Here is a 22,621-nt window from a genome sequence, read left to right as displayed (position 1 = left end):
CCCGGAGCGCTGGGTCATCACTCTTTCAGAGCGCCCTTGACCGTACGCCCTCTGCCCGCATAGCCGGGGCCCGGCACTTCTTCGCGCAAGGCCCGCATCAGGCCGATGACCATGAAGATCATAATGACCGAGAATGGCAGGGCAGCCGTGATGGAAGCCGTCTGCAGGGCAGACAGCCCCCCTGCAGCCAGCAGGACGGCAGCCACCGCGCCTTCACTGAGGCCCCAGATTACGCGATGTACCATTGGCGGCTCCGGATTGCCCATGGAGAGCAGCGTGTTCACCACCAACGTCCCGGAGTCCGAAGAGGTGATGAAGTAGGTCGCGATCAGGAGGGTTACCACCGTGGCCGCAATGGTCGTGAGGAAGCCGAGGTCAAGCGCGTCGAGCGTTGAATAAAGCGCAAGCGTCACGTCCTCGTTCACGGCCGTGACGATACCGGCATTCTCGAAAAGCTGCAGATAAATTGCCGTGTTCCCAAAGATCGTCAGCCAGATGAAGGCCAGGACGGTCGGGACGAGCAGCACACCCAGGATGAACTCGCGAATGGTGCGCCCCCGGGAAATGCGTGCGATGAACATGCCCACGAAAGGCGCCCAGGCGATCCACCAACCCCAGTAGAAGGCGGTCCAGCCGTCCTGCCAGCCCTCGTCCTGATGCGCATTCGACCAGAGGCTGAGGGGGATCACATGTCCGACGTAGTCCCCGACATTCTGAATGTAGGAATTCAGGATATAGCGCGTGGGACCGAAGGCGAACAGGAATACGAGAATGCCGATGGACAGCCAGAGGTTAAGCTCCGAGAGGATCTTGACCCCCTTTCCGACCCCGGACATCACAGAAAGTGTGGCAATGGCGGAAATAACGGCAATCAGCACCATCATGGCCAGAATGCTTGGGGCCTGCCCGCTGTCCGTCTGGGTCACGAAGAACTGCATGCCCGTCAGTTCGTACATGCCGGTCGCAATCTGCTGCACCCCTAGGCCAAGGGACGTGGCGACCCCGAAGACCGTACCGAAGACGGCAAGGATGTCAGCGGCATGTCCGATCGGGCCGTAGATACGTTCTCCGATCAAGGGATAGAGCGCCGAGCGGATGGTCAGCGGAAGCTTTCGGCGATAGGCAAAATACGACAGCGTCAGCGCCACGATCACGTAGATTGCCCAGGGATGCAGGCCCCAGTGATAGAATGTCAGACGCATGGCTGTCTGAGCTGCATCAGGCGACATCGGGTCTATGTTTGTACCTTCGCCGATGAAGGGATTGGCCTGGAAATGATAGATCGGCTCGGCAATGGACCAGAAGACCAGCCCGATGCCCATGCCGGCCCCGAACAGCATGGAGAACCATGAGAAATAACTGAACTCCGGGCGATCGTGATCGTCACCCAACCGTATGTTGCCGAACCGGCTGAACAGCAAATAGATCGTGAAGAACAGGAAGCCTGCGACAACTGCGAGATAATACCACTTCAGGGCGAGCAGAATGGCGTCCTGTATTGCCTGAAAAACTCCTCCGGCCGTTTCCGTCCAGACGGCGGCAAACACCACCAGTGCAAAGACAATGAACTTGGACCAGATGGCAACCGTCGGATTCAGTCCCTTCAAGGGACCGCTTTTTGCAATCATCTGCTTTCCCCTGCCTTGATTGTTTCGTATGAGCCATCCCTGCCTGATAGCAGGGAGTGACTGGCATGCCCCCCATGCCCACGATCAGACTGAGTTATAATGATCAGCAAGGAAGGGAAGCCCAAGGGCCACTCCGGAGTCCTCTCATATCTTTACAGAAAAAGCACGAAATAGTCCGAGGAGCATGGTAGTGGCCCGGTGAACGGTGTTCACACCTGTGGGCTGTCGGTGCCGTTTCCGACCATCTCAGCCGCCGCCCGCCCCGTTCCAGTTGTCATGACAGGGCCAGGCGCCGAAAGTCCGTTGGACTGTGATATCCAATGATTCAGCCCGGACGTTGCATTCTGGGCTATTCTGACATGCCCAGAGCCTGTTTATAGACTTCGAGAACTGTTTCCTGCTCTTCACGGTCCGACTGGTCCATTTTGCGCAGGCGCACGACCTGGCGCATGATCTTGGTGTCGAAGCCGGCTGCCTTGGCTTCCGAATAGACTTCACGAATATCGCTGGTGAGACCGGCTTTCTCTTCTTCCAGCCGCTCGATCCTCTCGATGAAGGATTTCAGACGATCCGCCGCAACACCGCCGACATCGCTCATGTCCCAAGCTCCCGAAATGATGGTGTGTATGTGTTCAAAGACGTGCGTGGCCTGCTTCTCCAGGCCGGACGGCCGCGAACCTATCCCTTCGCCTGCCCTCGGGCAATGGAATAGGAACGAAACGGCTTCAGGAAAACTCAGTGTCTGCCCCCTCCGGCCTGGAATTGCTTGTTCTGCTCGTCGGTTGCCTCTTTCTGGTACTTTTCCTTCCACTCGCTGTAGGGCATGCCATAGACGATCTCCCTGGCCGTTTCCTTGTCCAGGTCGATGCCCTTTTCCTGCGCGGACTCCTGGTACCAGCGTGACAGGCAGTTGCGGCAGAACCCGGCTAGGTTCATCAGGTCGATGTTCTGCACGTCCTTGCGCTCATCAAGATGCGCCAGCAGCTTGCGGAAGGCTGCCGCCTCCAGCTCTGTGCGGGTCTGGGGATCAAGATCGGGTTTCATCTTCGCCTCCAATCAGCTCTTGCCGGGAGACATCCGTCTCCGAGAATGTGTCGATGAGTCCTATGAAACCTGTCAGGCTCGGGGTTTCAAGCCCTCACAGGCCGGCTGAGGTCTCGCGGATCAGAAAATCGACCACCTCTTGCAGAGCCGCCTCTGAACTGCGTCCCTTGTCCAGTTCTTCCTGATAGACTGCCAACTGCCGATGAGAACTGGTGCCGCGCTGCAGAATCTCCCTGGCTTCCTGCACCTCATCCCAGCACTCCAGGGCTTCTGCATCCTCCTGTACCAATTCAAATATCTCCTCCAGCAGGTCGGCATAAGGCACGATCTCACCGCGCCCAAAATCCACCAGACCTTCATCGACTCCATAGCGCTGGGCGCGCCAGCGGTTTTCCTGGACCAGCATGGTGGAATAGCGTCGCCAACGCTGGTTGCGCCGTTTGAGGCGCCAGAGCATGCGCAGCAGGGACTGGTAGAGACCGGCAATGGCGAGCCCATCCTGCAGACGGGTACAGATATCGGGAATCCGCAGTTCCAGGGTTGGAAAGCGCGCAGAAGGGCGAAGGTCCCACCAGATCTTGCTGGCGTCGTCGATCACTCCGGCCTGGATCAGGACCTTCAGATGGCGCTCGTACTCTCCCCAGGACTCGAAGCTGACAGGCAGGCCGGTGCGCGGCAGCTCGTCGAAGACCGCCATGCGATAGGATTTCAGGCCGGTATTCTCCCCGCGCCAGAATGGCGAGGAGGTCGAAAGGCTGAGCAGGTGCGGCAGGAAATAGGCCACCTGCCCCATCAGGTCCATGCGTAGGTCGTCGTCATCCAGACCCACGTGCACATGCATGCCACAGATCACCAGGCGGCGAGCCACTGCCTCCATGTCCCGTCGCAACAGGTTGTAGCGTTCCTTGTCGGTATGCTTCTGGGCCTCCCAGGCGGCAAAGGGATGCGTCGAGGCGGCAATCACCGCCAGGCCGTGGGTCCCCGCCACCTCGCTCACCGTGGCCCGCAATTCCCGCAATTCCTCTGCAGCCTGCTTCAGGTTGCGACAGGTGGTGGTGCCCACCTCGATCTGCGACTTCAGGAATTCCGGACTGACCCGACTGCCCAGACGTTTCTCGCAGGTCGCAAGCAATTCGGCTGGCGGATCCACGGCCAGGTTCCGCGTATCGGGATCGACGAGAAGGTATTCCTCCTCGATTCCCAGGGTGAAGCTCGGCTCGCCCGTCATGTCTGCAAACGATCCGCCTGGGCCACCAAGGGGTTCAGCACCGCAGCTATGATACGAGCCCACTGCTCGGCCCCATTGCGAGTATCGATCAGGTCCTGCCTGACCTCCAGGAGTACCGGCGCAAGACCGCGCCCCTCCCCATGCTTGTGCAGGCTGTAGTCTTCCGGCGAGGCTCCGGAATAGGGCTCGTTCTCACCGACCGTGCACCCTTGGGCACGAAAGCCCTCGATCACCGGCCGTGCCAGGCGTTCGTCTTCGTTCCACAACACGCCAATCTGCCAGGGACGGCGAACCCCCTCCATGATCGGTGTGAAGCTGTGCAGGAAGACCAGCAGCGGCCGCACGCCCTTCGCCAACTGTGCCTCGATCATCCGGGCCACAGCTGCGTGATAGGGCTTGAAGAAAGCATCCACACGCTGCTGCCGGCATTCTTTGCCAAGATTGCGGTTGCCGGGAACCGGCGTTTCGTCGCTGATCTCGGGTATGGAACCTTGCGACTCGAGGTGTCGGTTCGGATCTATAACCAGGCGGGAGAATCCGGCCAGCAAAGTCGGTGCATCCAGCATGCGCGCCAGAAACGGCGCCACATCGGCCACGCCTATGTCCCAGGCAATGTGTCGGGCCAGAGCGGACCCGTCCAGACCCAGCCCAGCATAGGATTCAGGGATATGGCGGGACGCGTGATCACAGAAGATCAGCACCGGCGAGGCGCCGGAAAGACAGAGAAATTCAAAAGGAGGAGGTTCGCCCACAGCCTCCCTGTCCACCGCCCGCGGTGGATGTGCGTGTCCTCTGAACAGCTCGTGCACGGGTGATTGGGCTGCGTCCTGTTCCATTCTCTTGCCATTGTCCTGAAAAGTGATCATGTCGCGTCAGCATCGATTGACCCCGGAACCTGCATAAGACTAAATCTCGCCATGGAGATAAAGCCCAACACTTTCTTCTGCGTGGACGGCCACACCTGCGGCAATCCAGTGCGCCTGGTTGCCGGCGGGGCCCCGCTTCTGGCCGGTGAGAGCATGAGTGCGCGCCGCCAGGATTTCCTGAAACGTTATGACTGGATCCGCACGGCGCTCATGTTCGAACCGCGCGGACACGACATGATGTCCGGTTCCATACTGATGCCGCCAACGCGGGAAGATTGCGACATCGGCATCCTTTTCATCGAGACCAGCGGCTGCCTGCCAATGTGCGGCCACGGAACCATCGGCACCGTGACCTTTGCCCTGGAACGCGGCCTGGTACAGCCCTCTGAAGCCGGTCTGTTGAAACTGGATGTACCAGCCGGCCGCGTGGATGCCGAGTACAAGACGGACAGTACAGGCCGTATCGAGGCGGTGCGTATCCGTAATGTGAAGAGCTACCTGGCCGTGGCCGAGCAGCAGGTGGAGTGCCCGGAGCTGGGACCTCTGCGGGTCGACATCGCCTACGGCGGTAACTTCTACGCCATCGTCGAACCGCAGAGGAATTATTCCGGGCTGGAGGAATTCACGCCTGCACAGATCCTGCAGATCTCGCCACTTTTGCGCCGCAAGCTGAACGAGATTGTGGAGGTGGTACATCCGGAAGACCCCACGATTCGCGGAGTCAGTCACATACTCTGGACCGGCGAGCCTCGAGCGGAAGGCGCGCATGCCCGCAATGCCGTCTTCTATGGCGACCGGGCCATCGACCGCAGTCCTTGCGGCACCGGCACCTCGGCCCGTATGGCCCAGCTCGCCGCGCGCGGGCAGCTGAAGCCGGACGACGAGTTCGTGCACGAGAGCATCATTGGCAGCCTTTTTCGCGGCCGCGTCGAGGAGGCGACCGAGATCGCGGGGCTCCCTGCCATTGTGCCCTCCATCGAAGGCTGGGCTTGCATGACAGGCCTGAACACGATCTTCCTCGACGAACGGGATCCCTACGTGCACGGCTTCCAGTTGGCCTGAACCGGACAAGGGCGCCCTTGCCGAGGATGGATTATCGTTCCAGTCTTCTGTGCTTGCAGATGGCTTTCCCAAACCGACAGGAAATGCGACGGACATGTCCGAGAGCGACAGCAGCTTCCACGCCAGGGTCACGCACAGTCTCTCCGATATTCCCGCTGCCGATTGGGACGCCTGCGCCGGCACCGGCAACCCCTTCCTGACACATGCGTTCCTTTCGGCACTCGAGGAAAGCGGCTGCGTCTCGGCCGAGACCGGTTGGCAGCCCTTTCATATCCTGCTGTCCGACGAGGATGGACACCTTCACGGAGCCGTCCCTCTTTATCTGAAGAACCATTCGTTCGGCGAATACGTCTTCGACTGGGGATGGGCCGACGCCTATGAGCGCGCGGGCGGCCAGTACTATCCCAAACTCCAGTGCGGCGTGCCCTTTACGCCTGTCACGGGACCGCGTCTTCTCACTGGAACGGCAGAGCATCCGCAACATGCACAACGCCTGCTGATCTCTGCTCTTTCCTCCGTTGCGGAGCAGACGGGTGTCTCCTCACTGCATGTGACCTTCCCGACCCGCAACGAATGGGATGCGCTCACCGAGGCCGGCTTTCTGGCCCGCACGGGGCAACAGTACCACTGGTACAATCATGGCTATGCGGATTTCGACGACTTCCTGGCCACCCTCTCCTCTCGCAAGCGCAAGAACATTCGCAAGGAACGCGCCCGTGTGCGCGAGAGTGGGATCACCTTGCGCGCGCTCAGCGGCGAAGAGCTGCATACCACTCATTGGGAAGCCTTTTATCGCTTCTACATGGACACCACCGATCGCAAGTGGGGACAGCCCTACCTGTCACTGGAGTTCTTCCTGCACCTGTCCGAGAAACTGGCCGACCGGATCGTTCTGATCCTGGCCTATCATGATGACCAGCCCGTGGCCGGCGCCTTGAACCTGCGCGACGATGAATGCCTGTACGGCCGTAACTGGGGATGCGCGGCGGATTTCCGTTTCCTTCATTTCGAAGCCTGTTACTACCAGGCCATCGACTATGCGATCTCTCACGGCCTGTCGCGCGTGGAAGCCGGTGCCCAGGGCGAGCACAAGATCCAGCGCGGCTACTTGCCCGTGGAAACCTACAGCGCCCATCTGATACGCGACCCGGCTCTGCGCGAAGCCGTTGAAAGCTACCTGAAACGCGAGCGTGAAATGGTCCGTCACACGATCGATCACCTGCAGGAGGAAAGCCCCTACCGCAGGGAAAATTCCCCGATCCCGGACAGGCAGTCCTGATTCAGGCGCGCAGCAGCAGGGTGGTCCAGTCGCCGAGCCTGTAGCGCGCTTCCAGCGCGAGCCCCGCCGTGCGGTGGCGTTGACGCACCCAGCGTTCCTGATGCCAGAGCAGGCCGGACAGAATGACGTGCCCGCCCGGTGCCGTATGGCGGGCGGTGTCGGTGGCCATGCAGCAAAGGGGGGCTGCCAGAATGTTGGCGACCACCAGATCATAGGGCCCCTCGGCCTTGATTGCGCGATGGGCGTATCCCTGGCTCAGGTAGGTCCGGATGCGCCGGGAAACCCGATTGAGCCTGGCGTTCTCGCGCGCCACCCGGACCGAGCCGGGATCGTTGTCCGCAGCCAGGATTCCGGCTTTCGGCCAGAGATAGGCCGCACCCATTGCCAGAATGCCGGAGCCGCATCCCATATCGAGCACGCGCTTCTTGCGGCCGCGCTTGGCAAGATCGCACAGGGCCAGCAGGCATCCCCGCGTCGTCTCGTGCCGCCCTGTACCGAAGGCAATGTTTGCGTCCACCAGCAGCGGAATCGCACCGGCGGCGGGACGCTCCTGGACATGACTGCCATGGACATAGAAACGTCCTGCCTGCAAGGGTGGCAGGGCCGCCTGGCTCTCCGCCACCCAGTCGGTTTCGGGCATGATCTCGTAGTGATAATCGGGCATGGGAATGCCGCATCCCAATGCAGCAGCCGCCATTCGTCCGAAAAGCTCTGTTTCACCGGGATCCGCGCCCAGATAGACCTGCAGCGGCGTGTTCTCGTGCCGGTCAGGACCGCCCACGGCAATTGCCGCTCCCAACCCTTCCAGGGCGTTCTCGAAAACCGGAACCGCCTGCGACGGTACGGAAAAGGTTAGGCAGTAAATTGGCTGGGTCATGGGCTGCTGGGTGATCTTCTGTTGATCCGGGAATTGCACGCAAGCGAGGCGTTTTCAGTCCGCCTCATCGGCCGGTACGACGAAAGAGGCCATGACCTTCTTCTCGCCGCCATGATCGAAGCGGATGGTCAGGCGGTCGCCATCCACCATGTCCACCGTGCCATAGCCGAACTTGCGATGGAAAACACGTGCCTTCGGAGCATAGCCCGCCGTATTCGGCGAGAGCTTCTCGACAGACTGGGCTTGCACGTCGATCACCTTGTCGGAGGCACGCTCCCGCGCCCGCATCATTCCGGGCGACACCCGGGTCTCGCCCCAGTCGTCGAAGCCACCGAAACGCCCACCACCCCAAGCCTGGGCGGAGGCACCGTAGAGCCCCTGGTCGCTTTCCTGAACCTTGTGCTCCTCGGGAAGCTCGTCGATGAAACGTGATGGAATGGCCGCGGCCCAGGATCCGTAGAGGCGACGATTGGCAGCGAAACTGACGATCGCGCGCACCTTGGCCCGCGTCAGGCCCACATAGGCCAGGCGACGCTCCTCCTCCAATCCCTTGAGCGCCTGTTCATCAAGCGCCCGTTGGTTGGGAAACAGGCCTTCCTCCCACCCCGGCAGGAAAACGGTCTCGAACTCCAAGCCTTTCGCGGCGTGCAGTGTCATGACCGAAACCTGATCCTGGGAGGTGTCCTCCAGGTTGTCCATCACCAGGCTGACGTGCTCCAGGAAGCCGGCGAGGGTTTCGAACTCCGCCAGGGCATCGATCAGTTCCTTCAGGTTCTCCAGGCGCCCGGGCGCCTCGATGGACTTGTCCTGGCGCCACATATCGGTATAGCCGGACTCCTCCAGGACGGTTTCCGCCAGTTCCGGATGCGGCATCTGCAGCATGTCGTCGCGCCACTTGTCGAAGAGGCCGATGAAACTCTTGAGCGCCCGACGGGCCTGGGGACGCAGTTCGTCTGTTTCCGTCAGCCGCCGAGCAGCATCGAAAAGGGACAATCCTCCGGCACGCGCCACTTCATGCAGGGTCTTCAGTGCTGCTTCCCCCAGCCCGCGCTTCGGCTTGTTGCAGATGCGCTCAAACGCCAGGTCGTTGTCCATGGAGACCAGCAAGCGCAGATAGGCAAGCGCATCGCGAATCTCCATGCGCTCATAGAAACGCGGCCCACCGACCACTCGGTACGGAAGGCCGAGAGTGACAAAACGCTCTTCGAACTCTCGGGTCTGCGCGCCCGTGCGCACCAGAATGGCGATTTCCGACAGAGCGTGGCCCTTGGTCTGCAGGGCCTCGATCTCGTCGCCCACGAAACGGGCCTCGGCTTCGCCGTCCCAAAGACCGCGCACGCGCACCGGCTCGCCCTGGTCGCCATCTGTCCAGAGCGTCTTCCCCAAACGGCCGGCATTATGCGAGATCAGACCCGAGGCTGCGCCCAGAATGTTGGGTGTGGAGCGATAGTTTCGCTCCAGGCGTACGATATGGGCACCCGGAAAGTCCTGCTCGAAGCGCAGGATGTTCCCCACCTCGGCACCTCGCCAGCCATAGATCGACTGGTCGTCGTCGCCCACGCAGCAGATGTTCCTGTGCTTCTGGGCCAGCAGTCGCAGCCAGAGATACTGGGCAATGTTGGTGTCCTGGTACTCATCGACCAGCAGGTAGCGGAACTGCTCCTGGTAGCGGCGCAGCACCTCCTCGTTGTTCTGGAACAGGCTCACGCAATGCATCAGCAGGTCCCCAAAGTCACAGGCGTTCAATTCCTTCAGGCGCCGCTGGTAGAGCGCATAGAGCGTCGGGGCCCGCCCGCCCGCGAACTCGCTGCTGTCCTCCGAGGACACCCGGTCGGGTGTAAGAGCGCGATCCTTCCAGCGTTCGATAATCGACATCAGCGCTCGCGGCGGCCAGGCCTTCTCGTCGATATTCTCCGCCTGCATCACCTGCTTGAGCAGCCGCAACTGGTCATCGCTGTCTAGGATGGTGAAATTCGATTTCAGGCCGACGGCTTCCGCCTCGCGCCGCAGGATACGCGCGGCCAGGGCATGGAAGGTTCCCAGCCACCAGCCCTCCACCGATGGGCGTCCCAGCAATTCGGCCACGCGTTCCTTCATTTCGCGGGCCGCCTTGTTGGTGAAGGTGACCGCCAATAGCTGACCGGGTGCCGCCCTGCCGCTGTAGAGCAGATGCGCCAGCCGCGTGGTCAGGGCCTTCGTCTTTCCCGTTCCCGCCCCGGCCAGCATCAGCACGGGACCCTCGAGCTGTTCCACTGCATTGCGCTGGGCTTCGTTGAGGCCCTCGGAGAATGCAGGAGGCATAGAGGCCGCTGCAGGCGGCGTGGAGGTGGACGAGGATACCGGCATGTTTCCTTATAGCCTTTTCCAGGCGGAGTCGCAGAGAGCCCCTGAACCATCGCCCGGCTCTTTGCTGCCGTATTGACCGGAAGGTTGGCTCCGGTCATCTATTTCACGGGCAGCAGGTTCACGGGAATTCCATGTCACATAGCATTGAACGGCAGATCCTTAAAGGCAGTCCTCCCGGAACGCAGCGGGAATTGGTGCTTCACCGCTTTGGTCCGGCCGAAGCAGACGCAAGAGCCTATATTCAGGCCTCGCTGCATGCCGACGAGGTTCCGGCCATGCTGGTGGCCCAGCATCTGCTGGAACTGCTGAAGGCAGCCGATGCGCAAGCTGCGATCAAGGGCCGTATCACCGTGGTTCCCTATGCCAATCCGCTTGGGCTGTCGCAGTTCGTGAACGGTGTCCACCTGGGCCGTTACAATCTGCCCGGCGGAGGCAATTACAACCGTCTATGGCCCGATCTGTACGACCTGATCCGAGACGAACTCCGTGGACGGCTCGGCCCCGATGCGAACACGAACAAACAGCTGATCCGGCAAGCCATGAAGCAGGCCGTCACGACGCTCCAGGTACACAGTGAACTGGAGCACCTGAAACAGCTTCTGGCCCGCGAGGCCTGTGATGCGGACCTGGTGCTCGATCTGCATTGCGATGACGATGCCCTGATGCACCTCTACCTGACCCCGGAGCACTGGCCGGCCGGCACGGACCTGGCCGCGGACCTGGAGTGTCGGGCCGTGTTGCTGGCCTCGGATTCGGGCGGGGGCTCCTTCGACGAAGCCTTTTCCACGCCCTGGCCGCGACTGGCTGATGCCTTTCCCGAACATCCGATCCCGCGCGACGCCTGTTTTTCCGCCACCGTGGAACTGCGTGGGCAAGCCGATGTCGACGACACGCTTGCCGCCGAGGATGCCAGGGCCCTTTACAGAGAGCTCCAGCGTCGCGGCCTTGTTGCCGGACTACCCTCGCCCGCCAAGGCCCTGCAATGCGAGGCCACGGCACTTGAGGCCTGCGAGCTGGCGAAGTCCCCTGCAAGCGGCATCCTCAGCTATCGTAAGAACTTGGGAGAGCGGGTTGCAAAAGGCGATGTCATCGCGGATCTCGTGGACCCTTCTCACTATGGCGACACCGCGAGCCGGCAGGAAATCCGCGCAAGCACCGACGGCGTACTGCTCACCCGGCGCTTGCACAAATATGTCCGTGCCGGAGACAACCTGGCCAAGATCGTTGGCACTGAGCCCCTGCCCGAGCGCACGGGTCTTCTTCTGGAGGACTAGGGAAACGGACGTCATGACCGAACAGGATTTCTCGAAAGCCAGCCCGGAAGATGCCTCCGAACTTGCCGAAATGGTCCGGGAACTGGCCGCAAGCGAGGGCAAGAGGAATACCGGGGAATTGAGTGCAGAGAAGGTTGCGGATTGGCTGTGCCAGGATCCGCCCGCCTTCGAGGCGCTCCTGGCCGGGCCACCCCGCAATCGACAGGGCTATATCGCTTTCTACAGGGCCTTTTCCCTTTTTCGCGGCGGACCCGTTCTGCTGGTGGAAAACCTTTATATCCGCCCATCAGCGCGCGGCAGCGGCCTGGGACGCCAACTCCTGAAGCAGGCCAGTGCCCATGCAGTGGCCCAGGGAATAGACCGCGTGGAATTGAACGTGCGCAGCAACAATCCGGATACCATTGCCTTCTACCAGCGCTGTGGCTTCCACCCACCCGGCGAGGAAGTCTTCCGGATCGAGGGAGCTGCGCTCAGGGACTTTGCAGGAAAGGATACGGACTCTTGATCCAGATACGCCCCGCACGCGAGGAAGACTGCGCTCAGATCCTGCAGCTCGTGAAGGAACTCGCTGCGTTCGAAGAGCTATCCGACCAGGTCCAGGCTACGGAAGAGGACTTGCGGCGCGATGGTTTCGGCCCGTCTCCGCGCTTTGAATGCCTGCTTGCCGAGACCCACGAAGGCTCTGGAACCTCACCGACGGTGGTGGGTTTCGCCCTATTCTTCCTAACATATTCGACTTTCGCAGGGCGGCCCGGACTGTATCTCGAGGATATCTATATCCGCGAAACCGCACGTGGCCTTGGAGCGGGCAGACAGCTGCTCGCCTGGTTGGCGGCCATAGCCCGAGCGAGGAACTGTCCACGTCTCGACCTTTCGGTACTGCACTGGAATCCGGCGCGCGGCTTCTACGAGAAACTGGGAATCCGCCACCAGTCTGAATGGCTCCCTTATCGGCTCGAGGGTGAGTATCTGCAGGAACTCGCCGATACAGCCCGGGACACGCTGTAAGAGCACTAGGTCCGGTCGGAGAGCGTGCCTCCTGCGCCGGCCGCCTTCGCACAGTGCGCACAGCAGTATACCTTGCCATCGCTCTCGACACCGTGCCCGATCACCTTGCAGTCGCAGTGCGGGCAAACCGGAGCCATCGCACGAATGGCGCACTCGAAACTGTCGAAGGTCAAGGTCTGGCTGCCCATGGTGATCTGGAAAGCCTTGTCATAGTCATTGCCGCATTGATCGCATTTGGCCATTTCCAGTTCTCCCGTTTTGTGAAATGGAACACTCTCCATTTCGTGATCTGCACATCCATATCAAAGGAAGAGATTGTGATCTTTCTCTGGCTTGTGCAGAAAACCATTCCCCGAAAGTAGGAGTCATTTCCCGAAATCGTAAGGGATACGTGTCCTTCACTACAACATCATGATTGAAAAATAACACTAACCGGCATGCGTGTAGCTATTAGTCTCGTTTATCGAGAAGGATATATTCTTTAACCGCAGGCTGTTCTGACCAGCCTGCCTGCATCAGGGAATCCGTCGATGAAAAGATCATTCCCGTTTCTCCTCCTTACCGGTATGGGCCTGCTGTCCGTCGCCAGTGCGACAGCCCAAGAGCCCTCCACAGCAACTGCAACCTTCGTGGACGCGAACGGCAATGAAATCGGAAATGCTACGGCCACCGAGACTCCAAGTGGTGTGTTGCTGGACCTTAGCGTTGACGGGCTACCCAAGGCGACCTGGGTTGCCGTGCATATCCATGAGAACGGAGAGTGCGATCCGGCCAGTGCTCACGATTCGGCCGGTGGACACTTTAATCCCGCCGGTCGGTCCCACGGCTATTTCTCGCCGGGCGGGCCCCATGCCGGCGATCTGCCCAATCAACACGTCCAGCCCAATGGGGAACTGCGAGCCGAGATCTTCAACCATCTCATTACCCTCGATGGCCCAGACGACGGAATCCGCAGTCGTGCGTTGGTCATTCACGCCGATGCCGATGATTACGAAAGCCAGCCTTCTGGCAATGCAGGACGTCGCCTTGCCTGTGCCGTGATCGAATGAGGCAGGCTCTTCCCGAGTGACGGCTGGGCGGCACCTGTACTGAAGGTGTCACAATCCTTCAAGACACCCCCTCTCCTCGGCGTTTAGCATATCCGCATCTGCCGAAGGAGAAACGCCGTGAATGTCGGTTTCATAGGTCTCGGAGTCATGGGAGAGCCCATGGCATTAAATCTCGTGCGGTCGGGAACGCCGTTGACGGTCTGGAACCGTTCGGCGGCGAAGTGCAAGAAACTGCAGGCAGCCGGTGCAAAGGTGGCGGCAAGTCCAGCTGGCCTCTTTCGCGTGACGGACGTCGTGATCCTCATGCTCGCGAACAGCGATGCGATCGATGCCGTTCTGAACCGCGGGACATCGCAGTTCGCAACCTTGGTCAAGGAGCACACCATCGTTCACATGGGGACCACGGCCCCGGACTACTCCCGAAACCTGGAAGCCGAGATACGTGCTGCCGGCGGACGCTATGTCGAATGCCCCGTCTCCGGGTCCCGCCAACCTGCAGAGGAGGGACAACTCGTGGCCATGCTGGCGGGAGAGTCGGCGGCAGTCGAACAGGTTCGCCCCTATCTTTCCTCCTTGTGCCACGAGACCATTCTTTGCGGGTCGGTTCCCCGGGCGCTGCTGATGAAGCTCTCGGTCAACCTCTACCTGGTCAACCTTGTGGCAAGCCTTGCAGAGGCCGTCCACTTCGCCGAACGGCATGGACTCGATCTCGAGCAGTTGCAGACTGTACTGGATGCCGGACCGATGGCGAGCGGCGTATCGCGACTCAAGCTTCCCAAGCTCATTGCCCGTGATTTCTCCGTCCAGGCGGCAAGTCTCGACGTCCTGACCATCAACCGCCTGATCGCGGAGGCCGCGCGGAAGGCCGGGATTGCCTCCCCCTTGCTCGATACCTGCCACGCGCTCTACGGCGAGACGGTGGCGCTGGGGTATGGTCAGGAAGACATGACAGCAGTTCTGAGCGCACTGGAGAGGCGCACAGACACTGGCATTACGCAAGCGCCGCAGCCCAGCATGCAGGCGTGAGGCCATAGGCACGCTTGAACTGCCGGGTCATGTGGCTCTGATCGGCAAACCCCGCTTCGTTGGCCGCCTCTGCGAGCGTGGCTCCGGCCTGGATACGGTGCCGGACAAGGTCCAGCTGACGCTGCGTACGGAAGCGACGCGGGCTTGTTCCGAACGCCGCCCGAAACTGACGGGCAAGGGTCCAGCGGTCAAGATCGGCCAGACGCTCCAGTTCCGCCATCGAGTGCCGCTTGGCGGGGCAGGATGCGATATGCTCCCGCACCCGGTCGAGCCCGGGGAGAAAGAGTGTCATCGACCTTGTCTTCCTGCGGGGCACCGCCAGGGCGAGCAGACGTGCGACGGCTGCCACCAGTTCGTTCTGCTCAAGCTCATCCAGGGTGCCTTCCATGTCCCAGACCTCCTGAATGGGAACATCTGGCATACGCGCCAAATCGACCACGGGCGTATCGACGAAAGGAAGCGCTTCCCCTGGACATGCCTCCTGGATCAGGGAAGGATCAATATAGACGATTCTGTAGCCGAAGCCCTCCTCAGTACCTGCTCCACCGTCGTGCAGTTCGTCGGGATGCAGGATATGGCATTGTCCCGGCAAGCAGTGCCAGAGCGCGCCGCGAAAATGGAAGGCCTGTACTCCGCTCAGGGTGATGCCGATCGCATAGGTGTCGTGACGGTGAAGCGCATAGGCCTTGCCGTAAAGATGGGCCTGCAGGCGCTCTATACCTGGCGCTGCCGATGCCATTCGAATGCTGTTGTCCGCCCTCTCGCCTGGCCAAGGCGGTGATGGAGCGGTTTCAGAAAGGGAACTCATCCTGTCCGGCTTTCGAGGCTACGGCTGCAAGAACGCAACCGTCTATTCGTTCAGTCAAAGGACTATACGCCGGACAACTCGGCAAGCGGAAGATCAATTGCAGCGGCCGACGGATCCCTCTCGACAGACGTACTCTCCATTCGTCCAGGTTGCCCCGGACAGCTCGGCAAAGGAAAAGTCCGTGTTGTCGAGCGTGGCGCCGCTGAGATCGGCATTCTGAAGATTCGCCCTATAGAAGCGGGCATCGCGCAGGTTCGCGCCTGACAGGTCCGCCCCACTCAGGTTGGCCTTGGTAAAGTCTGCATTGACCAATTTCGCTTCACTCAGATCGGTACCACTCAGATTGGCGCTGACGAACTTCACCTGATAAGCCTCAACCTTGGATAAATTTGCCTCGGAAAAATTTGCCCGGAAAAAGCTCGCCGAACGCAGGCGCGCTTCCGAAATATTGACACCCGAGTAGTCTAGACCATCGTGGGAGCAGCGTTGCCAGTCCACGCCCGTAATCGGGGGATCGCTGCAGCCCGCCAGCGTTTGGGAGGGGCTTGCCAGAGATGCCACGGCTGTGATCAACGCCAGAGGTAGCCAGAACAGAATCCGCATCACAGAAGAAGAGCCTTTCAAATCAACAGAATGTCACATCACACTAAAAACATGTCCCTCTCAAGGCTACCGTTAACCTTTTTCCGCTGAGAGTTGTACCAAGCTCTGCAGTTTGAGAACGCCAGCCTTCACTGAATTGCGTGTCTGATGCAGTGGCCGCACCTGCCAAAAGAGGATAGCGTCCGAGATCAAACGATAAAGTGGGGGATATCTTTTGATACGGTCCGTATTGGGTTTCTGTGGAGGTCACGGCCCCAAGGTTCTTTTCATCGGCGTTTTCCTGGGACTCGCCATCCCTGACCTGGCCGCCCTGCTGCGCCCGCATATAGGCCCGATCGTCGGCGTTCTGCTCTTTCTGTCCCTGCTACGCATCGAATGGCAGGCCATGAGTGGTTACCTGCGCCGTCCCTTCAGTCTGATCGCCCTGCTGGTCTGGCTCTTGGTGATCTCTCCCGCGCTGATCATGGTCCTGCTTCTTCCCCTGCCCCTGCCGGGAGCACTCGAAACCGCGCTCATTCTGATGGCTGCGGCCCCTCCCATCCTCGGTGCCAGCGCCATCGCCCTGCTGGTAGGACTGGACGCACCGCTCGCCATCGTCGCCGGACTGAGCGCGACACTCCTGGCTCCCATCACCGTGCCGCCAATATCCTTCTGGCTACTGGGCGTGGAGCTGGAGGTCAGCACTTACGAATTCATGCTGCGCATGGGCCTTGTCGTCGGCGGCGCGTTCCTGGCTTCGCTGCTGGTCCGCTTCCTGGCCGGCACCACGCGCCTGCGCTCGGCGGCGCGCGAAATCGACGGCGCCATCGTCCTGGTCATGCTTGTCTTTGCCATCGGCATCATGGATGGGGTGACCCAAACGCTCTTTACCCGGCCCTCCACGGTAGCCCTCTGGGTTCTCGCAGCCTTCGTCGCAAACCCCTTGCTGCAGATCCTGGCATTCCTCGTGTTCATCAAACTCGGACGCAGTCGTGCCCTGACCGCCGGATTGATGAGCGGCAATTGCAACATGGGGTTGCTGCTGGCCTCGCTGCCCGAAAGCACGGATTATGACGTGGCCCTGTTCTTCGCTCTGGCCCAGCTTCCCATGTACATGCTGCCGGCCCTTTGCCTGCCTCTCTATCGGCGACTCCTGCCAGCGAGTCAGCATTCTACATAGCAGCTGCGGTGCATTCGGGACACACCCCTTTGCCCTGTTGCCATGAGGCACTGCGATAACTGGCAATTAACCTTTCCATATGATAGTTGAGCAGGAATAAGTCACTGAGACCGAAATAGACGGAAAAAGCGGACGTGAAGGCGTTTACAGGGGGTTCGCTTGACAGTCTCGAACACAACGACCCGCAAGCGTTGAAGCAGGACCTGCGGCAAAGGCGGATATTCGGCAAGCTGGGGCAGAAAGCATGAAATCTGAATTCACACGGACTCAGGAGACAACAACGGCCGCATGTCATGGCCGCAGGAATGGTGGCTTATTCATTCCCGCAGTGGCTGTCCTCGCCGCAATGCTGTTTCTCGCTGGCTGCGGCCAGATTCCCGAATCCCAGAGACAGGCTGGACAGCCGGTGGACCTGCTTGCCCCCGGCGCAGTGCAGTACGCTCAGAACAGTGGCGACGAGAGCGACATCCTGAGCGACGAGGACGCGGAGGCCATATACGGCAGCAGCACCCCAGTCGAAAGCGACGACCCGCTCGAGCTGCTGAACCGTTTTGTCTTTGCGTTCAACGAGGCCCTGGACGTGATCCTGATCCGCCCCATGGCAGTAACCTACCGGGACCTCTTTCCCGACCCCGTCAAGGATTCCGTACGGAACTTCCTGAGACACCTCAGGTCCCCGGTCATCTTTGCCAACGATCTGCTGCAGGGCAATCCTGACAGGGCCAGCGACACGGCTGCACGTTTCTTCATCAACACGGCCTTCGGCCTCGGTTTCTTTGACCCGGCAAGTGAACTGGGACATCCCTATCATGACGAGGATTTCGGGCAGACCATGGCTACCTATGGCGCAGGAGAGGGCGCCTATATCGTATTGCCCGTTCTCGGCCCCTCTTCCCTGCGGGATACCGGCGGGCGCGTAGTCGACATGTTCTTCGATCCCCTGACCTATCTGCTGGACGGAGACGCAGCGATGCAGGAGAGCATTGTGCGCGCCGGCGTCAAAGGCCTGGACTACCGGTCACGCAACATCGAGAACTTCGACGAGATCATGGAAGATTCGGTGGACCCCTATGCCCGTTTCCGCTCGCTCTGGCGCCAGAACAGGCAGTATGAGATCGAGAACAGGGACAATAAGGTTGAAGGCCTTAATTGACCCTGGTTGTGCAGGATACAATTCTGGAAGACGGCTATAACTCACGGAATGCGTTTGGCGGAGATCACATGAAATCTGTTACGGGTTTTCTTTACGTCCTGATCCTGACCCTCGGTCTGACCACAACAGCTTACGCCCAGGGTAGCTCGGAAGAATTCATCCAGGACTTTGGCGCCAAGGCACTGCAACAGCTGACAGACCAGTCGGTCTCAGCGGAGGAGCGCGAGCAGCGTTTCCGGGGTTTGCTTCAGGAAGGTTTCGACCTGAGGTCCATTAGCCAGTTCATAATCGCGCGCCACTGGAGAGGGGCGAGCGAAGAGGAGCGCCAAGAGTTCATCCAGGTTTTCGAGGATTACCTGGTACAGCGCTTCCTGCCGCTTTTCGATAGATATCAGGGTGAAACCTTTCAGACGGCAGGCGCGCGCGTGGATTCCCAGAACGAGAATCTCTCGTGGGTGCGAGTCATCTTCGAGCGACCCCAGGGAGATGCGGTGAATACCGAATGGCGCGTGCGCCATCAGGACGGAGAATACAGCATCCTGGATGTGCGGGCGGAAGGTGCCAGTATGGCCCTGACACTGCGTGACGAATACGGCTCCGTCATGAATCAGCGCGGCGGTCTTTCCGGGCTGATTGATGTGCTCAAGCAAAAGCTGAATCAGGGCGCTTTCAAGCCCGACTGAATAACGATCGGCATGAGGTAAGAGCCTCTCCGCACGTTACGATCTATTCTTCGGGGACTTCGATATAAATCTCCTCGCCTTCGCGTTTGACGCTGTAGGTTTCCAGAGGTTCCTCCACAGGACCTTCCAGGGCCTCGCCTGTCTTGATGTCGAAAATACCCTGGTGGAGAGGACATTCGATGGTTTCGTCCTCCACGTAGCCTTCGTGCAGGCAGGCATAGGCATGGGTACAGATGTTGTGAGTCGCATAGAACTCGCCATCGATGTTGTACAGTGCGATCGGTGTTTCACCCACTTTCACCTCGATCACATTGCCTTCCTCGACATCCTGACTGGACGCCACCTTGTGCCAGGCCATTCGGAACTCTCCTTGAGCAAGATTAGGGTTCTCCCTGCCACCTCTGCTTGCGGCAGGGACTCTTTGGTAATGATTATCCTGGCTCCCCACATATCCTTGATGGCAGCAGAATTCCACCCCTCGCCCGAGTCCGGGAGATGATCTTTGCCGAAGTTTCTCTACCTTTTGGTCCTGATCCTGCTCCCCATTGCTCCTGCCACCGCCGAGCCCGTCGAAACCCTGATGGACCTGGTGAACGAATACCGCGAACAGGCGGACCTGCCTCCTGTGAGGCTCGACGCGCAACTCAGCCGAATTGCCGAGCGACATAACAGTGACATGGCGGAACGCGGATATTTCGCCCATTGCTCCCCTGACGGGGACTGCTTGGCGGAGCGCCTGCAGGAACAGGGATACCAGGCGCGCCTCTGGGCTGAGAACCTTGCAGCCGGCCAGGCCACACCACAGGACGTCCTGCAAGCATGGCACGAGAGTCCTGCTCACCGGAAGAATCTACGGCTGCGCGAGGCAACGCGCGCAGGGCTTTCGATCGACCATCACCGGAGTGAAAAGATCGCCAGCCCCCTGTGGACGCTCATATTGACGCGTCCCCGATAACTCGCTCAGCACAGCTCAGCGCAGGGATTCGAGTATCGAGACATAGTTGGCAACCGCCGTGCCCCCCATGTTGTACAGGCCCGCCAGTTCGCTCGCGGGCAGCTGCATGTCCCCCGCCTCACCTGTCAGCTGCATGGCCGCAAGAACGTGCATGGAAACCCCGGTCGCACCTATGGGATGGCCCTTGGACTTGAGGCCGCCGGAGGGATTGACCGGCAGGCGCCCCTCCTTCGTGGTCCAGCCCTCCTCGACAGCCCGTGCCCCCTCTCCGTAAGCCGTCAGGCCCATGGCCTCGTATTCCAGCAGTTCGGCGATGGTAAAGCAGTCGTGGGTTTCCACGAACGACAGATCCTCAAGTGACATGCGCGACTCGGTTAGGGCCCGCCGCCAGGCCTCCCCGCAACCCTCCAACCGAAGGATATCCCGTTTGGACATGGGCAGGTAGTCGTTCACCTGGATCGCGGACCGGAAGACCACGGCCTTGGGCAAGGCCAGGGCCGTATCCACATCCGTCAGGACCAGGGCGGCCGCTCCGTCGGAGACCGGAGAGCAATCCGTACGCTTCAGAGGACCGGCAACATAGGGGTTCTTGTCCGAGACCGTGCGACAGAACTCATAGCCCAGGTCCTTGCGCAGCTGCGCATAGGGATTGGCAACGCCATTGGCATGGTTCTTGGCCGCGATGGCCGCCAGCGCACCCGAGTGATCTCCATGACGCTGGAAGTAGCGATTGGCGATCTCGCCGAAGACCCCGGCAAAGCCGCCTTCGATCTCCCCTTCTTCCTTCACGTAAGCCGCCTTCAGCAAGGTTGCACCGATATCGGCGCCCGACAGGCCTGTCATCTTCTCGACACCCACCACCAGCACACGGCGCCCGCGTCGGCTCTCTATGGTCTTGAGCCCCTGGTGGATCGCTGCCGATCCGGTCGCACAGGCATTCTCGACTCGTGTGGCCGGCTTGAACCGGAACGCTTCGCTGTTGCTGAGCATGAGGGAGGCCGGAAAGCCCTGGGGTGAGAAGCCCTCGTTGAAGGTTCCCAGGACCAGTTCGTCGATATCCTCGGGCTCCAACCCTGCATCTGCCACGGCCTGCAGGGCGACCTCCGAAATCAGGGATTCGACATCCGCTCCTTCATGCTTTCCGAAGATGCTATGGCTCCATCCAACAATACAAGCCGTCATTACGTTTTATCCTCGCTGGTAAGATGGCTCATCTATCAGGAAAGAGGCTGCGGCGCGATTGTCTCCAGGAAGCGGATCGGCTGTCCTTGCGGCTGGGCAAGAACCTCACCATCCCGCATCACCGTGTGCCCCCGGATTATGGTCATGACCGGCCAACCCCTCACCTGCATGCCTTCAAAAGGCGACCAGCCGCACTTCGAGGCCAGCCAGGCGGAGGTAATGGTTTCGCTGCGACCCATGTCGACGACCGTGAAATCGGCATCATAGCCGCGCGCAATCCGCCCCTTGCCGGCAAGACCGAAGATGCGCTGTGGGCCCGCGCTGGTCATGTCGACCAGCCGCTGCAGGCTCAAGCGACCGGCGTTCACGTGGTCCAGCATCAGTGGCAGCAGGGTCTGAACCCCGGGCATTCCGGAGGGAATACGGGGATAGGTCCCCTGTTTCTCGTCCCGCGTATGCGGGGCATGGTCGGAGCCCAGGACATCGAACACCCCCTGGCGCACCCCTTCCCAGAGGGCTTCGCGGTGGGAAGCATCCCGGATCGGCGGGTTCATCTGGGCGAGCGCCCCTAGCCGCTCATAGCATTCCGGGGCGGACAGGGTCAGGTGCTGGGGCGTTACCTCGCAGGTCACCAGCTCCTTGCAGTCGGCCAGCAGGTCGACCTCGTCGCCCGTCGTGATATGCAGGACGTGCACGCGCCGTCCCGTCTCGCGCGATAGCGCGATGATGCGCCTGGTCGCCTTGGCCGCGGTTTCCACATCGCGCCAGACAGGATGCATTTCAGAGCCGCTGCCGTCCTCGATGACCGAAACACGCTCCCGCAGCCGCGCTTCGTCCTCGGCGTGAACGGCGACGCGGCGACGACCGCTGGCCAGGACGCGGCGCAGGGAGTCGTCATCCTCGACCAGCAGGCTGCCTGTCGAGGACCCCATGAAGATCTTCACACCCGAGCAGCCGGGCAGCGTCTCGAGCTCGGCCAGCTTCTCCGCATTCTCCTCGGCTGCGCCCATGTAGAAAGCATGATCCGTCCAGGCGCGTCCTTGTGCTCGGCTCAGTTTCTCGTTCAGGGCCTCAGCGGTCAGGGTAGAGGGGTTGGTATTGGGCATTTCGAATAGCGCCGTAACACCGCCCAGGGCTGCCGCACGCGTGCCGCTTTCCAGGTCCTCCTTGTGTTCCAGGCCGGGTTCGCGGAAATGCACCTGGCTGTCGATCACGCCAGGCAGAACCGTCAGTCCCTGTAGATTCAGGACGTCCCTGGCCGCTCCCTCCTCGAATTGCCCGATAGCGGCGATACGGCCCTCGGAGACGGCGACGTCCCCTTCAACGGGACCATTCGGCGTAAAGACATAACCGCCCTTGAGAAGCAGATCGAATGTTGCAGCCATGAAAGA

The 22,621-nt window shown here is 60.6% G+C and carries 24 protein-coding genes; 11 read left to right on the top strand and 13 right to left on the bottom strand.

Annotated elements, in window-relative coordinates; all coding sequences use genetic code 11:
• Window positions 1-17 precede the first annotated feature (17 nt).
• The 5 genes from ACFOW6_RS06170 to ACFOW6_RS06150 all read right to left on the bottom strand — a co-directional run bounded on the left by ACFOW6_RS06170 (window position 18) and on the right by ACFOW6_RS06150 (window position 4,736).
• Window positions 18-1,628, bottom strand: coding sequence for a BCCT family transporter (locus ACFOW6_RS06170; protein ID WP_382421468.1), 1,611 nt, complete (start codon window positions 1,626-1,628; stop codon window positions 18-20).
• A 349-nt stretch (window positions 1,629-1,977) separates the two neighbouring features.
• Window positions 1,978-2,226: a DUF2312 domain-containing protein gene (locus tag ACFOW6_RS06165; protein WP_382421467.1), complete on the bottom strand. Its 249-nt coding sequence runs from the start codon at window positions 2,224-2,226 to the stop codon at window positions 1,978-1,980.
• A gap of 137 nt (window positions 2,227-2,363) precedes the next feature.
• Window positions 2,364-2,672: a DUF1244 domain-containing protein gene (locus tag ACFOW6_RS06160; RefSeq protein WP_382421466.1), complete on the bottom strand. Its 309-nt coding sequence runs from the start codon at window positions 2,670-2,672 to the stop codon at window positions 2,364-2,366.
• A gap of 94 nt (window positions 2,673-2,766) precedes the next feature.
• Entirely contained in the window at window positions 2,767-3,900 is a 1,134-nt protein-coding gene (locus ACFOW6_RS06155) for a carboxylate-amine ligase (RefSeq protein ID WP_382421465.1), read from the bottom strand.
• A complete protein-coding gene (locus ACFOW6_RS06150; RefSeq protein WP_382421464.1) occupies window positions 3,897-4,736 on the bottom strand; it encodes an N-formylglutamate amidohydrolase in 840 nt (279 codons plus the stop codon). Before ACFOW6_RS06150 ends, ACFOW6_RS06155 begins: the two co-directional genes overlap by 4 nt.
• 81 nt (window positions 4,737-4,817) lie before the next feature.
• On the opposite strand from ACFOW6_RS06150, the gene ACFOW6_RS06145 reads away from it, so the two are divergent.
• Complete coding sequence (locus ACFOW6_RS06145) at window positions 4,818-5,828, top strand: 4-hydroxyproline epimerase (RefSeq protein WP_382421463.1); 1,011 nt, start codon at window positions 4,818-4,820, stop codon at window positions 5,826-5,828.
• A gap of 94 nt (window positions 5,829-5,922) precedes the next feature.
• Complete coding sequence (locus ACFOW6_RS06140) at window positions 5,923-7,107, top strand: GNAT family N-acetyltransferase (RefSeq protein ID WP_382421462.1); 1,185 nt, start codon at window positions 5,923-5,925, stop codon at window positions 7,105-7,107.
• A 1-nt stretch (window position 7,108) separates the two neighbouring features.
• Here ACFOW6_RS06140 and ACFOW6_RS06135 read toward each other — a convergent pair whose 3' ends face one another.
• Window positions 7,109-7,984, bottom strand: coding sequence for a 50S ribosomal protein L11 methyltransferase (locus ACFOW6_RS06135; protein WP_382421461.1), 876 nt, complete (start codon window positions 7,982-7,984; stop codon window positions 7,109-7,111).
• A gap of 54 nt (window positions 7,985-8,038) precedes the next feature.
• Window positions 8,039-10,285, bottom strand: a complete 2,247-nt coding sequence (locus tag ACFOW6_RS06130; protein WP_382421460.1) for an ATP-dependent helicase — start codon at window positions 10,283-10,285, stop codon at window positions 8,039-8,041.
• A gap of 176 nt (window positions 10,286-10,461) precedes the next feature.
• Here ACFOW6_RS06130 and ACFOW6_RS06125 point away from each other — a divergent pair, with 176 nt between their 5' ends.
• The 3 genes from ACFOW6_RS06125 to ACFOW6_RS06115 are packed head-to-tail and all read left to right on the top strand — an operon-like array spanning window position 10,462 to window position 12,612.
• Window positions 10,462-11,604, top strand: a complete 1,143-nt coding sequence (locus ACFOW6_RS06125) for a succinylglutamate desuccinylase/aspartoacylase family protein (protein WP_382421459.1) — start codon at window positions 10,462-10,464, stop codon at window positions 11,602-11,604.
• Between the two features lie 13 nt (window positions 11,605-11,617).
• Complete coding sequence (locus ACFOW6_RS06120; protein WP_382421458.1) at window positions 11,618-12,109, top strand: GNAT family N-acetyltransferase; 492 nt, start codon at window positions 11,618-11,620, stop codon at window positions 12,107-12,109.
• Complete coding sequence (locus ACFOW6_RS06115; protein ID WP_382421457.1) at window positions 12,106-12,612, top strand: GNAT family N-acetyltransferase; 507 nt, start codon at window positions 12,106-12,108, stop codon at window positions 12,610-12,612. The genes ACFOW6_RS06120 and ACFOW6_RS06115 overlap by 4 nt, the downstream gene beginning before the upstream one ends.
• A 5-nt stretch (window positions 12,613-12,617) precedes the next feature.
• On the opposite strand, the gene ACFOW6_RS06110 is transcribed toward ACFOW6_RS06115, so the two are convergent.
• Window positions 12,618-12,854 carry a hypothetical protein gene (locus tag ACFOW6_RS06110; RefSeq protein ID WP_382421456.1) on the bottom strand — a complete coding sequence of 79 codons (237 nt, stop codon included), beginning with the start codon at window positions 12,852-12,854 and terminating at the stop codon, window positions 12,618-12,620.
• 288 nt (window positions 12,855-13,142) lie between these two features.
• Between ACFOW6_RS06110 and ACFOW6_RS06105 the strand changes: the two genes are divergently transcribed.
• The gene (locus ACFOW6_RS06105; protein WP_382421455.1) at window positions 13,143-13,661 is read left to right on the top strand and encodes a superoxide dismutase family protein; all 519 of its coding nucleotides are present in this window, start codon (window positions 13,143-13,145) and stop codon (window positions 13,659-13,661) included.
• Between the two features lie 117 nt (window positions 13,662-13,778).
• Window positions 13,779-14,687: an NAD(P)-dependent oxidoreductase gene (locus ACFOW6_RS06100; protein WP_382421454.1), complete on the top strand. Its 909-nt coding sequence runs from the start codon at window positions 13,779-13,781 to the stop codon at window positions 14,685-14,687.
• Here the strand turns inward: ACFOW6_RS06100 and ACFOW6_RS06095 are convergent.
• Window positions 14,653-15,426 (bottom strand): AraC family transcriptional regulator, encoded by a 774-nt coding sequence (locus ACFOW6_RS06095; protein WP_382421453.1) that lies wholly within the window; start codon window positions 15,424-15,426, stop codon window positions 14,653-14,655. The two genes, ACFOW6_RS06100 and ACFOW6_RS06095, sit on opposite strands and share 35 nt — an antisense overlap.
• Window positions 15,427-15,588: 162 nt before the next feature.
• The gene (locus ACFOW6_RS06090; protein WP_382421452.1) at window positions 15,589-16,098 is read right to left on the bottom strand and encodes a pentapeptide repeat-containing protein; all 510 of its coding nucleotides are present in this window, start codon (window positions 16,096-16,098) and stop codon (window positions 15,589-15,591) included.
• 214 nt (window positions 16,099-16,312) lie between these two features.
• Between ACFOW6_RS06090 and ACFOW6_RS06085 the strand changes: the two genes are divergently transcribed.
• From ACFOW6_RS06085 to ACFOW6_RS06075, 3 genes are all read left to right on the top strand, one after another.
• The gene (locus ACFOW6_RS06085; RefSeq protein WP_382421451.1) at window positions 16,313-17,257 is read left to right on the top strand and encodes a hypothetical protein; all 945 of its coding nucleotides are present in this window, start codon (window positions 16,313-16,315) and stop codon (window positions 17,255-17,257) included.
• A 346-nt stretch (window positions 17,258-17,603) separates the two neighbouring features.
• Window positions 17,604-18,410 (top strand): MlaA family lipoprotein, encoded by an 807-nt coding sequence (locus ACFOW6_RS06080; RefSeq protein WP_382421450.1) that lies wholly within the window; start codon window positions 17,604-17,606, stop codon window positions 18,408-18,410.
• Window positions 18,411-18,478: 68 nt separating this feature from the next.
• Entirely contained in the window at window positions 18,479-19,093 is a 615-nt protein-coding gene (locus tag ACFOW6_RS06075; RefSeq protein ID WP_382421449.1) for an MlaC/ttg2D family ABC transporter substrate-binding protein, read from the top strand.
• Window positions 19,094-19,136: 43 nt separating this feature from the next.
• Here the strand turns inward: ACFOW6_RS06075 and ACFOW6_RS06070 are convergent, their stop codons facing one another.
• Window positions 19,137-19,451, bottom strand: coding sequence for a Rieske (2Fe-2S) protein (locus tag ACFOW6_RS06070; protein ID WP_382421448.1), 315 nt, complete (start codon window positions 19,449-19,451; stop codon window positions 19,137-19,139).
• A gap of 144 nt (window positions 19,452-19,595) precedes the next feature.
• On the opposite strand from ACFOW6_RS06070, the gene ACFOW6_RS06065 reads away from it, so the two are divergent.
• Complete coding sequence (locus tag ACFOW6_RS06065; RefSeq protein ID WP_382421447.1) at window positions 19,596-20,048, top strand: CAP domain-containing protein; 453 nt, start codon at window positions 19,596-19,598, stop codon at window positions 20,046-20,048.
• Window positions 20,049-20,063: 15 nt separating this feature from the next.
• Here ACFOW6_RS06065 and ACFOW6_RS06060 read toward each other — a convergent pair whose 3' ends face one another.
• Window positions 20,064-21,230, bottom strand: a complete 1,167-nt coding sequence (locus ACFOW6_RS06060) for an acetyl-CoA acetyltransferase (RefSeq protein WP_382421446.1) — start codon at window positions 21,228-21,230, stop codon at window positions 20,064-20,066.
• Between the two features lie 35 nt (window positions 21,231-21,265).
• A complete protein-coding gene (locus tag ACFOW6_RS06055) occupies window positions 21,266-22,615 on the bottom strand; it encodes a dihydroorotase (protein ID WP_382421445.1) in 1,350 nt (449 codons plus the stop codon).
• Window positions 22,616-22,621 lie beyond the last annotated feature (6 nt).

This window comes from Fodinicurvata halophila (genome assembly GCF_042651425.1).
Taxonomy (GTDB): domain Bacteria; phylum Pseudomonadota; class Alphaproteobacteria; order Kiloniellales; family DSM-21159; genus Fodinicurvata; species Fodinicurvata halophila.
The sequence above is the reverse complement of the archived record's forward strand: the minus strand, read 5'-3'. Positions and strand labels throughout refer to the sequence as shown.

Bases quoted from the DNA above. Each gene is read 5' to 3' on its own strand.
- ACFOW6_RS06170 (WP_382421468.1), bottom strand. From the start codon at position 1,628: ATGATTGCAAAAAGCGGTCCCTTGAAGGGACTGAATCCGACGGTTGCC.
- ACFOW6_RS06165 (WP_382421467.1), bottom strand. From the start codon at position 2,226: ATGAGCGATGTCGGCGGTGTTGCGGCGGATCGTCTGAAATCCTTCATC.
- ACFOW6_RS06160 (WP_382421466.1), bottom strand. From the start codon at position 2,672: ATGAAACCCGATCTTGATCCCCAGACCCGCACAGAGCTGGAGGCGGCA.
- ACFOW6_RS06155 (WP_382421465.1), bottom strand. From the start codon at position 3,900: ATGACGGGCGAGCCGAGCTTCACCCTGGGAATCGAGGAGGAATACCTT.
- ACFOW6_RS06150 (WP_382421464.1), bottom strand. From the start codon at position 4,736: ATGGAACAGGACGCAGCCCAATCACCCGTGCACGAGCTGTTCAGAGGA.
- ACFOW6_RS06145 (WP_382421463.1), top strand. From the start codon at position 4,818: ATGGAGATAAAGCCCAACACTTTCTTCTGCGTGGACGGCCACACCTGC.
- ACFOW6_RS06140 (WP_382421462.1), top strand. From the start codon at position 5,923: ATGTCCGAGAGCGACAGCAGCTTCCACGCCAGGGTCACGCACAGTCTC.
- ACFOW6_RS06135 (WP_382421461.1), bottom strand. From the start codon at position 7,984: ATGACCCAGCCAATTTACTGCCTAACCTTTTCCGTACCGTCGCAGGCG.
- ACFOW6_RS06130 (WP_382421460.1), bottom strand. From the start codon at position 10,285: ATGCCTCCTGCATTCTCCGAGGGCCTCAACGAAGCCCAGCGCAATGCA.
- ACFOW6_RS06125 (WP_382421459.1), top strand. From the start codon at position 10,462: ATGTCACATAGCATTGAACGGCAGATCCTTAAAGGCAGTCCTCCCGGA.
- ACFOW6_RS06120 (WP_382421458.1), top strand. From the start codon at position 11,618: ATGACCGAACAGGATTTCTCGAAAGCCAGCCCGGAAGATGCCTCCGAA.
- ACFOW6_RS06110 (WP_382421456.1), bottom strand. From the start codon at position 12,854: ATGGCCAAATGCGATCAATGCGGCAATGACTATGACAAGGCTTTCCAG.
- ACFOW6_RS06105 (WP_382421455.1), top strand. From the start codon at position 13,143: ATGAAAAGATCATTCCCGTTTCTCCTCCTTACCGGTATGGGCCTGCTG.
- ACFOW6_RS06095 (WP_382421453.1), bottom strand. From the start codon at position 15,426: ATGGCATCGGCAGCGCCAGGTATAGAGCGCCTGCAGGCCCATCTTTAC.
- ACFOW6_RS06090 (WP_382421452.1), bottom strand. From the start codon at position 16,098: ATGCGGATTCTGTTCTGGCTACCTCTGGCGTTGATCACAGCCGTGGCA.
- ACFOW6_RS06080 (WP_382421450.1), top strand. From the start codon at position 17,604: ATGCTGTTTCTCGCTGGCTGCGGCCAGATTCCCGAATCCCAGAGACAG.
- ACFOW6_RS06075 (WP_382421449.1), top strand. From the start codon at position 18,479: ATGAAATCTGTTACGGGTTTTCTTTACGTCCTGATCCTGACCCTCGGT.
- ACFOW6_RS06070 (WP_382421448.1), bottom strand. From the start codon at position 19,451: ATGGCCTGGCACAAGGTGGCGTCCAGTCAGGATGTCGAGGAAGGCAAT.
- ACFOW6_RS06060 (WP_382421446.1), bottom strand. From the start codon at position 21,230: ATGACGGCTTGTATTGTTGGATGGAGCCATAGCATCTTCGGAAAGCAT.
- ACFOW6_RS06055 (WP_382421445.1), bottom strand. From the start codon at position 22,615: ATGGCTGCAACATTCGATCTGCTTCTCAAGGGCGGTTATGTCTTTACG.